Origin of the sequence: Marinobacter shengliensis, assembly GCF_030297115.1 — a bacterium.
GTDB classification, from domain to species: Bacteria; Pseudomonadota; Gammaproteobacteria; order Pseudomonadales; family Oleiphilaceae; genus Marinobacter; species Marinobacter shengliensis.
The window spans coordinates 680,950-693,588 of sequence record NZ_AP028062.1; the positions used below are offsets into that span (position 1 = coordinate 680,950).

At 58.1% G+C, this 12,639-nt stretch carries 7 protein-coding genes; 3 read left to right on the forward strand and 4 right to left on the reverse strand.

Going from position 1 to position 12,639, the window contains the following annotated elements:
- Positions 1-68: 68 nt before the first annotated feature.
- The 3 genes from QUE75_RS03120 to QUE75_RS03130 all read left to right on the forward strand — a co-directional run bounded on the left by QUE75_RS03120 (position 69) and on the right by QUE75_RS03130 (position 4,601).
- Positions 69-1,028: a hydrogen peroxide-inducible genes activator gene (locus QUE75_RS03120; protein ID WP_058091990.1), complete on the forward strand. Its 960-nt coding sequence runs from the start codon at positions 69-71 to the stop codon at positions 1,026-1,028.
- Positions 1,029-1,036: 8 nt separating this feature from the next.
- Positions 1,037-3,112, forward strand: coding sequence for an ATP-dependent DNA helicase RecG (recG, locus tag QUE75_RS03125; protein ID WP_286253572.1), 2,076 nt, complete (start codon positions 1,037-1,039; stop codon positions 3,110-3,112).
- Positions 3,113-3,230: 118 nt separating this feature from the next.
- A complete protein-coding gene (locus QUE75_RS03130; RefSeq protein WP_106694463.1) occupies positions 3,231-4,601 on the forward strand; it encodes an aminoacyl-tRNA deacylase and HDOD domain-containing protein in 1,371 nt (456 codons plus the stop codon).
- A 276-nt stretch (positions 4,602-4,877) separates the two neighbouring features.
- Here QUE75_RS03130 and QUE75_RS03135 read toward each other — a convergent pair whose 3' ends face one another.
- From QUE75_RS03135 to aupA, 4 genes are all read right to left on the reverse strand, one after another.
- On the reverse strand, positions 4,878-5,336 hold the full coding sequence (locus QUE75_RS03135; RefSeq protein WP_286253574.1) for a DUF2489 domain-containing protein: 459 nt from the start codon (positions 5,334-5,336) through the stop codon (positions 4,878-4,880).
- Between the two features lie 25 nt (positions 5,337-5,361).
- A complete protein-coding gene (locus QUE75_RS03140) occupies positions 5,362-7,656 on the reverse strand; it encodes a molybdopterin oxidoreductase family protein (protein WP_286253577.1) in 2,295 nt (764 codons plus the stop codon).
- Between the two features lie 152 nt (positions 7,657-7,808).
- Positions 7,809-11,045: an Ig-like domain-containing protein gene (locus tag QUE75_RS03145; protein WP_286253579.1), complete on the reverse strand. Its 3,237-nt coding sequence runs from the start codon at positions 11,043-11,045 to the stop codon at positions 7,809-7,811.
- A gap of 13 nt (positions 11,046-11,058) precedes the next feature.
- Positions 11,059-12,396 (reverse strand): alkane uptake protein AupA, encoded by a 1,338-nt coding sequence (aupA, locus tag QUE75_RS03150; RefSeq protein WP_061332578.1) that lies wholly within the window; start codon positions 12,394-12,396, stop codon positions 11,059-11,061.
- Positions 12,397-12,639 lie beyond the last annotated feature (243 nt).

Below are 12,639 nucleotides of genomic sequence, written 5' to 3' on the forward strand. Positions count from 1 at the left end.
TCAATCCTTATGCTTTCGCTGATAAAGTATGTGAAACTTCGACCTGCACCCTGTGACCGGAGCTCACCATGACACTCACCGAGTTACGATACGTCGTTACGCTTGCCCGGGAAAGGCATTTTGGCCGCGCGGCAGAGCGTTGTCACGTCAGTCAGCCCACGTTGAGTGTGGCGGTTAAAAAGCTTGAAGATGAGCTCGGCATTCCGTTATTTGAGCGGAGCAAAAGCAGTATCCGGGTGACGGAAGTGGGCCAGCGGATTATCGAGCAGGCCCAGCGGGTTCTGGACCAGGTGGGTGTCATCAAGGACATGGCCCAGGACGGCAAGAATCAGCTCAACTCACCGCTCAAGGTGGGGGCCATCTACACCATTGGTCCCTATCTGTTCCCGCACTTGTTGCCGGAGTTGCGCCGCGCCGCGCCGGAAATGCCGCTCTACATAGAAGAGAACTACACCGCCAACCTGCGCCAGAAACTCCGGCATTCCGATCTTGATGCCATCATCATCGCCTTGCCATTTGAAGAGCCGGAGGTGGTCACGCTGCCGCTATATGATGAGCCCTTCGTGGTGTTGCTGCCGGCTGACCACCCGCTGACGGCGAAAGACCAGATCACGGCGGAAGAGATGTCCAAGGAGCAGCTTCTGCTGTTAGGGCCGGGCCACTGTTTCCGGGACCAGGTGCTGGAATCCTGCCCGCCATTGGTTGATGCCATCACCAAGCGCACTGATAACGGCCAACCTGAACTGGTTACTGAAGGCAGTTCTCTGGAAACCATCAGGCACATGGTGGCTTCCGGGTTAGGGATCACTGTATTACCCCTGTCTGCCGCCACCGCCATCAAATACCAGGAAGATATCCTGGCGGTGCGCCCGTTTGCGCCGCCGGTACCCTTTCGCACGGTCGCCCTGGCCTGGCGCGTAACCTTCCCCCGCCCGAAAGCCATTGATGTGTTGTCGCTGGCGGCCAGCCAGTGCCGAGTGATGGAAAAGGCGAAAACGGCAACGCCGGTGGTCGCTGAGCGCGCCTGAGGGCTGTTATGACGTCACTGGACGACATTTCCGTTACCCAGCTCAAGGGCGTAGGAAGCGCCCTCGCGGAGAAACTCGCCAAGCTGGGTATCCATTCCATTCAGGACCTCCTGTTTCATTTGCCCTATCGCTACGAAGATCGAACCCGCGTTGTCCCCATGGGCAGTTTGCGTATCGGCGACATTGCGGTGGTTGAAGGCGAAGTCATGAAGGCTGACCTGGTAATGGGGCGCCGTCGATCGCTTCAGGTTACCCTGCGGGATGACAGTGGTTTTCTGGTGATGCGGTTCTTCCACTTTAACGCAGCCCAGAAAAATCAGCTGACTGAAGGCGCTCGGGTTCGTTGCTTCGGCGAGGTTCGCCCCGGCCGGGCCGGTTATGAGTTCTATCACCCCGAATACCAGGTTAGCCCACCGCCCATGGCAGCAGCCGGTGAGGCGACACTGACTCCGGTCTACCCACTGACCGAGGGCATTCAGCAGCCCCGGGTGCGAGGCCTATGCCAACAGGCCCTGGGTTACCTGGCCCGTTTCCCGATCAAGGACTGGTTGCCGCCGTCACTGTTATCGGACTATCAACTGCCTGGGATTACTGACGCGGTCAAACTGGTGCATTCTCCGCCTGCCGATGCAGCGGTGCATTTGCTGATGGAGGGCCGGCATCCGGCCCAGCAGCGCCTGGTGATGGAGGAGTTGCTGGCCCATCAACTCAGCCTGTTGCAGGTGCGTGGGCAGATTCAGGCCCGGGCGGCGCTCCCACTGTTGCCGACCGGTGACTTGCTGGAGCAGTTCCTTGAGCAACTCCCGTTCAGCCTGACTGGCGCCCAGAAGCAGGTGATGAAGGAGATCCGGCAAGACCTCAGTCAGCCGGTGCCAATGCTGCGCCTGGTTCAGGGCGATGTTGGTTCCGGAAAAACCGTGGTGGCAGCTCTGGCAGCGCTACAAGCCATTGGCTCGGGTGCCCAGGTAGCCCTGATGGCACCGACGGAGATTCTGGCCGAACAACATTTCCGGAACTTCCAGGGTTGGCTTGCCCCTTTAGGGATTGAACTCGCCTGGTTGTCTGGCAAGGTCAAGGGCAAGGCACGTCAGGAGGCTTTGGCAGCGGTTGCTTCCGGCCAGGCGCAGGTGGCCATCGGTACCCATGCGCTGTTCCAGGACGAGGTTCAGTTCCATCGTCTGGCCCTGGTGATTGTCGATGAACAACACCGTTTTGGTGTGCACCAGCGCCTGGCGCTTCGCGAGAAAGGCGTCGGCGGTCAGTTGGCCCCCCATCAGTTGATCATGACCGCAACGCCGATCCCTCGAACCCTGGCCATGAGTGCCTACGCCGACCTGGACACCTCGGTGATTGACGAACTGCCGCCCGGCCGGAAGCCGATAGAGACCGTTGTGCTGCCGGATTCCCGCCGTGATGATATTGTTGAACGGGTGCGCACCGCCTGCCGTCAAGGCCGCCAGGCGTATTGGGTGTGCACGCTGATTGAGGAATCCGAAGCGCTACAGTGTCAGGCTGCGGAGGTGACAGCGCAGGAACTGGCGGAACGATTGCCGGATCTGAAAATCGGATTGGTCCATGGCCGGCTCAAAGCCGTAGATAAGGCCAGCGTGATGGAACGGTTCAAGAGTGGCGAGCTGGACTTGCTGGTGGCCACCACCGTGATTGAGGTGGGGGTTGATGTACCCAATGCGTCGCTGATCATCATTGAGAACCCGGAGCGCCTTGGGCTGGCGCAACTGCATCAGTTGCGGGGGCGCGTGGGCCGGGGGGAACAGGCCAGTTTCTGTGTGTTGATGTATCACCCGCCGTTGTCGAATAACGGAAAAGCAAGGTTGCAGGCGCTCAGAGACAGCCAGGATGGTTTCTTTATTGCCGAAAAAGACCTTGAGATTCGTGGCCCGGGTGAAGTTCTGGGTACCCGCCAGACGGGCCTGATGCAGTTCAGGCACGCGGACTTTGAACGGGACAAGGGCTGGATTGAACCCGTCAAAGAGATGGCGCCGGCGCTCATGCAACAGCCAGCGGTGGTGTCCGCTTTGATCAGGCGATGGCTCGGGGAGAATATTCGGTACGGCGAGGTGTGAGGCCGAAGCCATACTCTGTTGGCTCATTGTGGCCTGGCCCACTTTCTGCCCAGAGTTTGCTTGAAATTAGCTGCACAATGCAGCCAAATAGGTATCAAACCTTCTTTTGGAGAAAGCTATGGAGCTCCCTGTTTCGGTTCAGCAAGCGCTTGGCGACAGCGCCGCGGGGGTGTCGCTGAGAAACGCGAACCAGATTCAGCCGCAGCACCTGTTGCGTATGGTGCTGCTGAATGACAGCGAAGGTAATCTGCAGGCTATTTGCCGGCGGGATGACTTGCTGGATCTGGAAGCGCTGAACAAACAGCTTGGCCGTGACCTGAGGATGATGCAGCGGCGCGAGCAGGTCCGGGTGCGCCAGCGCTCCGGATTACAGGAGTTGCCCGCTTTGCCATCGTTGACCGGTTGGCCGACCGTGATCGACCAGAGGGTTGATGAACTGGAATCCGTCGCCCTGGAATTGGCGGATCAGAAACTGGCGATCATGATGCCAGCGGAGGATTTCCGCCAATTGACCGCCAAGGCCGAACGCCATGACTTTGCGGTGGATACCGGCACCATCTCTGTGAATCTCGACAATCACGGTGCTGATCGGGACCAGTTGCACTCTGCGCTGAAAAAATTTACTGGCCTGCGCATCCAGCAACGACTGGAAGATACCCTGGAATTGCCGCCACTGCCTGAGACCGCCCAGCGCATTATTCACCTGCGGGTAAACCCGAACGCGGTGATGGGTGACCTTGTGGATGTGGTTGAGAGCGATCCCAGCCTGGCAGCCCAGGTGGTAAGCTGGGCGTCGTCCTCGTTTTATGCCGCAGCGGGGCAGGTGCGCTCGGTGCACGATGCGGTGTCGCGGGTGCTGGGCTTTGATTTGGTGATGAACCTTGCCATGGGCCTGGCCCTGGGGCGGGCACTCAAACACCCGAAAGACCACCCGGATGGCTACGTGGATTACTGGCAGCAAGCCATCTGGCAGGCGCAATCGGCTGGCATTCTGGCGAGTATGATGCCCAGGGGCCGGCGCCCGATGTTTGGCCTGGCGTATCTGGCTGGCCTGCTGCACAACTTTGGCCACCTGGTGCTGGCCCAGGTGTTTCCTCCCCATTTCAAACTGGTTTGCCGCTCTCTGGAAGTGAACCCGCATATCGATTCCAGCGTGATCGAACACTACCTGTTGGGCATCACCCGTGAGCAGATCTCCGCCCAGTTGATGGAAAACTGGGGCATGCCCGACGAAGTAACCCTGGCCATCCGGTATCAAAAGAATCCCACCTACGATGGCCCCCACAGCGATTACGCGCGATTGCTTTGGCTGGGGCGTCAGTTGCTGACAGAACGAGGGGTGGCCCTGGGAGCGGGAAAGCTGGCTGACGCTTCCGTATATGAGGAGTTGGGCCTGGATCGAGAGGCTGTGGAGGAACAGTTCGATGAGCTGGTCAACAGCAAAGACAGCATTATGGCCATGGCCGGCATGATGGGCCAGGGATCGTAAAAAAGCCGGCCTTGGAAGGCCGGCAAATTCAACCGCTTTGCAGAGTCGTCCAAACTTATCAGGAGACAACAACACAGGTTTCTGCCCCGGATGCGTGGGGGCAGCGTCCTTGTTTAAAGTTAGACAAGCTACGGGAAAAGGAAAGCACCAAACGCTGCTTCGGAATCCATGAGCGCAACGTCAGGTTTGCACGGAAAGCAAAACTATTGATTTGCTTTGCTATATTTCTCTGGGCGCCTAGCTATCAGTTACAAAAAATTACAAAATAGGCGCCGGTCAATCGAACCTGTGGTGCCGTATGGCGGTCGCTGCCCGGCGCACCTCGTCTGAATGGGCCTGTTCGACAGCATGGCGCTCTTTATCCATCTTCTCGACAAAGCGGGTGTCGGTGGCCTGCCGGGCCCGATGAGTCGGCATGTGCTGAATCTTGTCGTGAACCTCCTGAAACACCCGGAACGGTGATTTTTCCAGCAGGTCCGGGGCAACGTGATCCAACAGGCCCTTGAGTCGCAGGCAAGCCTCGGAGTACTCCACCTGGTCTTCCTCCACCGCCATGGCAATAATCCGGATGCTCTCAATCATTTCGTCCCGGCGCTTGGCCTGGAACTCCTCTGATTTTTTCTGGCGCAACCGGTGTTCCGAGATCGCTCTGGCCTGGCGCCAGATGTAGTACAGCAGAATGCCTATGGCCACCAGGCCAATAACGATGATGACCAGCTGGAGCCCTCTGGGCATGATGTGTCTCCCTGTGGTGAATGTGTCAGGCCTGCTTGAGTTGCGCCTCAGTTTGCCAGACTTTGACACTCACTACCTGCCCATTTAACACGGATGTGCCGGAAACCGGGTCCACATCGGCGTCGTTGAGCACGTCATTGATGCTGGCGCCAGCATGGGCCGCTGCCGTGGACTGGCCGGTGCCCGGGCGATGATGACCCCAGCCATGGGGGATGGACACCACACCGGGCATAATATCCTCGGTCACTTCCACCGGCAGGACCACTGATCGGCCACCGGAGCCGATTTCCGCCTGCTGGCCATCAGTCAGCCCACGGGTTTCGGCATCCACTGGGTGCATCATCAGTGTGCAACGGCTCTTGCCCTTAACCAGACGCTGGCTGTTGTGCATCCAGGAGTTATTGCTGCGCACATGGCGCCGGCCGATCAGCTGCAAGTCATTGGCTTTGCCGGGCTCCAGCAAGGCTTTCAGCCGTTCCACATCGGCAAGATATCGGCGTGGTGCCAGATTTATCTTGCCATCCCGGGTATACAGGCGCTCCGGCAGCGAAGGTTGCAGGGGGCCAAGATCAACGCCGCTGGGATAGTCTTTCAGCAAGGACAATGACAAACCTTTGGGTAACTCCTGCCAGCGCCGATTCAGCGGGCTGAGTTTGGCCAGGCCTTTCAGGGGATGGCGCTTGGGCAAGCTGTCAATGGCCAGGTCCAGTGCCGGCTGAACCAGTTTGCCCGCCTTGCCCAGGTTGGCGCCGTAGGGGCCGGTGCGCAGCAGGGCGTCCAAAATCGGGTCTGGCCCCAGGGCTTTGAATGCCTTCCAGCCCAGTTCAGAGCGTAGCGGCAAACGTCCGCCTTTGCGGGCTTTTTCGAGGCGGTGGGCCAGTTCCAGAAGAATCTGCCAGTCGTGGCGAGCGTCTGCTACAGGTTCAAACAGGGCTTCGCTGTATTTGGCCACGTTGCGAACCGCAAACATGCTGAAAATCAGATCGTAATGGCTGCGCTCAAGCGCGGCGGTGGGCGGCAGTATCACGTCGGCGTGCCGGGTGGTTTCGTTCAGGTAGTAATCCACCGACACCATAAACTCGAGACCTTCGAGGGCCTCATCCAGCCGTTGTCCATTAGGGTTCGACAGAACCGGGTTCCCGGCCACGGTCACGAATGCACGGATCTGCCCGTCACCGGGGGTGAGCATTTCGTCGGCCATGGTGCTGGCTGGGTACTCGCCGGCGAACTCCGGCAACCCTCGAACCCGGCTGTGTCGCTTGGCAAAGTGCCCATTCTGGCCAGACAGGGCACCCAGAGCCACCAGATCAACGGCGGGTTGGGTAAACAGAACGCCGCCGGGAATATCCAGTTTGCCGGTCAGGATGTTGAGGCAGTAGGCCAACCAGGTGGTGGTGGCACCGAACGCCTGGGTGCTGGTGCCCATTCGGGTATACAGCGCGGCCTTGCGGGTGTTCGCCAAATCCCGGGCCAGCTGGCGAATGTCGTCTGCAGCAATGCCGGTGGGTTCTGCGACCGATTCCGGGCTGAAGCCAAGCGCAGCCAACCGCATCAAATCCATGTCTTTCACCAGCCGCTCCGCCGCACCGGCATTGACCAGGTTTTCCGCAAACAGGGTATGTACCATGGCCATCAGCAACAGGGCATCGGTGCCGGGGCGAACAAAGTGGAACTGGTCGGCGAGTTTGGCGGTTTCGGTACGGCGGGGGTCGATCACGACCAGCTTGCCGCCACGCTGTTTCAGGGCTTTGATCCGCCCGCGTACGTCCGGCACCGTCATCAGGCTGCCATTGGAGGCCATCGGGTTGCCGCCAATGCAGATGAACAGGTCGGTGTTATCAATGTCCGGAATCGGGAACAGGATCTGGTGCCCGAACATTTCCAGGCTGGCCAGCATATGCGGAAGCTGGTCGTTGGAGGTGGCAGAAAACCGGTTCTGCGTGCCAATGGCATGCAAGAACGGCATGGTGGTCATCAGGGTGCCGTGGTTATGTACATTGGGGTTGCCCAGGTACACGCCGATGCTGTTGCGGCCGTGGCGTTTGCGAACGTCTGTGAGCCGCTCGGCTACCAGGTCAAAGGCTTCATCCCAGGAGATCTCCTGCCAGCCGTCGGCGGTTTTACGAATCGGCTTGCGCAGACGCTCGGTATCCTCATGCAGATCCTGCAAGGCAACTGCTTTCGGGCATATATGGCCCTGGCTGAGCGGGTCCTGCTCGTCGCCCTTGATGGAGGCAATCTTGCCATCCTGAACCTCAATCGCGACGCCACACATGGCCTCACAAAGATGACAGGTACGGTAGTGTGTGCCGTTTTGCATGGGGCTCTCCCGGAATTGTTGTTTTAGGTTTCAAGTTGCAACCAGATTATCAGGAAATGGCCGCCAGATGAAAGAACGGATGGTAAAGGGCAGCTGACCTTTGTTCATAAAAAAGGCCAGTCCGGAGACTGGCCTTACAGGCAGGGCCTGGGTTAACGCTGAGCCGGTATTTCCTTTACCGGGTTGGAGATGAAGTTCAGGTAAACGCCTTGTTCCGGTATAACCAGAGGAATGGTGATGTCTCCTCTTTCCGTTTCCGTTGACGAGTCCGCAAGGCAAGTGACTATGCCAGTCAATCCCCTCTCTTCAACACATGCTGCATAGCTCAGGAACTCACCAATAATGGGCACCGTGACGTTAACCCGGACATCAATGCCTGGGCTGTTATTATTTCTTTGCTCAACCTGCATGCGTCCATCATCAAAGAACACGATGGGGCCATCGAGCTCAAGTGTTACCGGCTTGCTATAGAGATCGTGTGAGAGCGCTGAAGCAATGGGTAATGAGAGGTTCGGCGCGTCCAGGGTCAGATCAGCCGTAGTCATGAACGTGGGGTGTCCGTCTTCGCCCTCAACAATCAAACCCTCAACCAGCCCCATCGGGTTGTCTTCGGTTGGCTCGCCGTAGGTCATGCGCAGAATCTGCGGGCCGGTTGCCTGTTCTCCGAAGCCATCGAGGAATACGCTTGCGGAGGTTGTGGCCAGCATGGTCGGATAAAGCAGAACCCGAATGGCTTCCTCGCCGGTCTCCTCGTCCAACACTACCGTTCCCATGATTTCGGTATTAAGACCGTAGGTCTGATAGATGAATTTGTTCTCCGGACATTCCTCCGATGCTGAGCAACCGACGCTGGCACCAACTGGGATACCGAGTGCGCTGGCCTGATTGCCAATAACTCCCAGCTTGGCTGCGTTTGCCGAGGGCAGGAAACCTCCTGCGCCATCTTCCTCATGAGCAAAAGGCTCCAGACAATCAGCCGCACCGGGCGAGGTGCAGTCGATCACATAGTTGGAGTTGGTGTCTCGCACGGGCAGGTTGCGAAGCGGCGTAAACACACTATTAACCGCCTCCGTCCCACGGAAGTAGATCTCCATATCGGGCCCACCAACATCTTCTGGATCAACCAGGAGATCGGTTTGCAGCGGATAGCCTTGCTCTGAGCAGATGGCAGACTCGCAGTTCATGCCAGTGACAGACGCCATGGTGTAACGGTAATAGCTGCCGGGCTCCCAACCTTCATTGGGATAGAAACGAATGCGCTGATTGTTCTTTTCCAGTCGACCGGTGACTTCAGCAAAGTCGCCGGCTTCGCCGCGTTTTTCCACTTTAAAAGTGTCACCTAAACGGATGCTGTCCAAGTTCATGGACTGAGAGAATACGACCGTAATCGGCCGATCCTCTGGCAGGGTAGTGATCGGCAACACCTGACCAGCGGGGCCGTCAGGTGCTGCATCCAGACAGCGGCCGTGATTCGGGTTATCTGAATCAAGATTGACCGGTGTGGTAGCGCAGGGATAGCCGGGATAGGTGGTCAGTGCAATCGGTGAGACAAACTCAACGGTGGTCTCGGGATCATCCAAAGCCTCAAGAGAAAAATTCAGTGGCGCGAGTGCCACAGGGTTGCCCGCAAGGTCAGTGAGGCCGTTCACTTCCACAGAGTAGGGAACTCCGTGTTCCAAGCCACCCTCGGGATTAAGCACCAGAGCGGTGCCATCAAGGTTATGATCGAAGGCGACGGGTGTTCCATTTGCCTTGAGCGTTACCCCGCTGCTGATAGATTCGGCATCCAGCGGCTCATCAAAGAACAGAATCACTGGATCACCCGGTCGCTGCATCGACTGACGGGTAGATGGGGTGGCATTCTCAGGGCCTGGCATCCAGCTCAACAGTTGCGGTGGTGTGTTGTCCAGCTCCCGCAGCGTATCTGCATCCAGGACTGAATCCACGTCTGTGGCGGCCTGCAAGTGGAAGGCAATAGTCGAATCGGTATACTCCTGGCCCAGCAGGTTGGGCTCGACCATGCCGATGGCGTCGATGGTCAGCACGCCATTCTGTACCAGTGCAATCCCCCGCAGCTCCACACCCATCAGATCCTGAGACAGCGAGGCATTGGGCTGCGCTTCCTCGGTGTTCATGGAAACATCCATAAACAGGGTAATGTGACGCGGGGCATTCTGGTTGTCAGTGTAGGGGTTCGGGCTGAGGTAACCGGAGGCATCAGACAACATGGTGACCTTGATGTTCCCGGTGGTCTGCAGTTGTCCGGAGTCTGCATTCAGGATCGGCACCGCACCGCCGATCAGGACATCCAGGCTGGTGCTGTTCAGAACACTGCCTTTGGGCACGCGCAAGGGCAGGGCCTCATCCGCCCTGAAGGCGGGGGCATAGGCCAGCTCCGCGAACAGGTCCCCGGTTTGCTGGGAAGGACCAGCCACGCCCTGGAGCACCGAGTTCAGGGTTACGCCGTTGATAATCTGCCCATTCAGGATAGAGCGTTGGGCGGCATCTTCCGATGCTCCTTCACCAAGACCGGAATCCACCGCCGCCTGTTGAAGCACCACGGTCGGGCCGGTATCGCGGGGCTGGAAGCTGAATTCCTGGCTGAATCGGTCGCCATCCGGGCCATTGGTCAGGCTGGTCAGGTTGTTGAGCTTGAGTGTGTAAGTCTGGCCGGCTTCGAGAACATCCGCCTTGCTGCCGCAGTCTTTCGGATCTGCCGTGACGCAGGGATCAACCGTAATGCGATTGCCTTTGACCAGAACGGTGGCCGGTACCGCCTGGTTGTCTGAGTCCAGCAGTTCGATGGTGCCGCCGAGCTTTTTCCAGTCCGGGTGGACAGGGTGGGTCATGGCCAATCGGAAGGTGGAGAAGTTCATGGCCTGGAAGGCGCTTCCCTGATCTGGCACCTGCCAAGCCACCTGGAATGTTTCATCGGTATTGGTCAGGTTGGCGATGGCGGTAAAATCACCCCGGGTGTCGAACTGGATACCCGGTTCGCCGACCGCATTAGGCGTGGCGACGGTTCGACCGCCCTCGGCTGCCAGCGGCTGCTCGAAGGTGACGGAATAGCGGGTCAGGATATCTAACCTGCCAGTGGGCTGGAGCTTCAGGCTTTTGCCACCGTCGATTTTCTCGACGGAAAAGTCCTGAGAGCTATCGCCAGAACGGATACTGATTTTCTCACGGAGTGTGGCTTCATCATCAGTTATCGCATGTGAGAATCGCAGTACCAGCTCGGTTTTCGGACTCACATCGGCTTGTCCGTCCATCGGGAAGGAATACACCACAGAACCGGGCGCAGAGCGCTCACTCATGGTCTGTTCATCACTGCCGCCGCAGGCGGCGAGCAGAATTGCGGGAACGAGTGCCAGTATCTTATTGTATTTCATGGCCTTCCTCTCCTCAGAACTTCAGGGTGATGGAGCCGCTGACGACGTGGACGTCACCGTCTGCTGTCACATCGGTTTCATTGCCGTCAAAGTCGACCAGCGTGAAATCGCGCTTCTGCAGTTGCTGGTACTGATAGCCCAGGTCCAGCCGCACCGGGTAAGCCAACAGGCGGGTTCGGTCATAGGTGGCACTGATGCCAAGGCCAACAATGATTTTGTCGGTGTCCAGGTAGTTGAGTTCGGGATTACGCGTCGTTTTCAGCGGTGATTCTTCATAGGCAACACCACCTCGTACCGCGAAGTTCTTGTTCAACTGATATTCGCCGCCGAGGCGGGGAATGAGGATGTCGTCAAACCGGATACGGTTGCCCGGAGCAACAGAGCCCTGGTCCTTAATCGTGTCGCTGGCGAAAATATCTTCAAGCTCCGACCAGTTCTGCTGCTCGATACTACCGCCCACTCGCCAGCCGTCGCCGACATACTGTGTGCCAATAGCGAAGGTTTCCGGCTGGAAGGAGTCGATGGTGGTCACCGCCAGGCTCAGGCCCGGGTCTGGAATGGTCTGGGTAACGATGATGTTGGAGTCCACGGTGGTGGAGGCCGATGACTTGGTACGATAGGTGAACGCGGTCTCCCAGCCATCCAGGAAACAGTTGCTGTCTGGGCAGAAGGTGCTGCCAAGATCGACTCGGGTACCCAGAATGGTTTTCATGGAAGGCTCGGCGCTGACCGCCAGGCGCTCACGGCTGGTCTCACCGCCGAGGGTGGAAACCGCATCCAGGTTGGCGGTGGCTTCCAGAGTGATTCTGACCGAGGCGCCGACGGAAATACCGCGCCAAATCGGAGTGGCACCGCCGATATTCAGGAACAGAGGTTCACGGCCATACTGAAGGTACTGACCGGTTTCGCTGGTCTCGGACCCGAAGGCCAGCATTTCCTTGCCGTATTTCTCCACGCCGGCCACGAAGCCCAGGTAGATCGGGTGCTTGAAACGGGTCAGAGAGCCCAGGTTGGTTTTCATGCCGATCAACACGTGCTGGCTGGGTGAGCTTGATAGCACGTCGCCATCGGCATTGGGGTTCTTCGAACGCAACTCCTGCTCTGCATGGAGTATGCCGGCGGTCAACTCGCCGCGCTGGTCACTGGTCAATGACGCGGGATTGTAGTAGGTCGCGGACACCTGATCATTAAACATGGAGAGCGATTGAGCGGTGCCTACGTCAACGGGCATTACGCCGTAGCTGGTACCCAGGTTTCCCATACTGGCGTGAGCATTTAAAGAAAGGCCGGCAGTTGTTGTGACAATGGCCACGGACAGTGCCCGCAGGGCAAAGCGGTGAGAACCTATCATGTGTAAAGCTCCTGTTATTTTTGTCATTCAGGTGTTCATGCGCCGGCGATCATGCAGGCCGTTTTTCGTATCTACACCTCTATGCTGGATGTTAGCCCGCTTGTCTTTTTGGGACGTTGGCCCGGATGACGCAAATTTGCGTCGAATTGAACACAGAATTTCCCACCTACATGGTTAGACAAAAGCAGGGAGCTGTGTAGATCAATTCGGGTCAGGTTTGTTGGGGATTTGTGAGTAAATGTT

Excerpts from the sequence above, each read along its gene's own strand:
- aupA (WP_061332578.1), bottom strand. The coding sequence starts at position 12,396 with ATGATAGGTTCTCACCGCTTTGCCCTGCGGGCACTGTCCGTGGCCATT.
- QUE75_RS03130 (WP_106694463.1), top strand. The coding sequence starts at position 3,231 with ATGGAGCTCCCTGTTTCGGTTCAGCAAGCGCTTGGCGACAGCGCCGCG.
- QUE75_RS03120 (WP_058091990.1), top strand. The coding sequence starts at position 69 with ATGACACTCACCGAGTTACGATACGTCGTTACGCTTGCCCGGGAAAGG.
- QUE75_RS03140 (WP_286253577.1), bottom strand. The coding sequence starts at position 7,656 with ATGCAAAACGGCACACACTACCGTACCTGTCATCTTTGTGAGGCCATG.
- recG (WP_286253572.1), top strand. The coding sequence starts at position 1,037 with ATGACGTCACTGGACGACATTTCCGTTACCCAGCTCAAGGGCGTAGGA.
- QUE75_RS03145 (WP_286253579.1), bottom strand. The coding sequence starts at position 11,045 with ATGAAATACAATAAGATACTGGCACTCGTTCCCGCAATTCTGCTCGCC.
- QUE75_RS03135 (WP_286253574.1), bottom strand. The coding sequence starts at position 5,336 with ATGCCCAGAGGGCTCCAGCTGGTCATCATCGTTATTGGCCTGGTGGCC.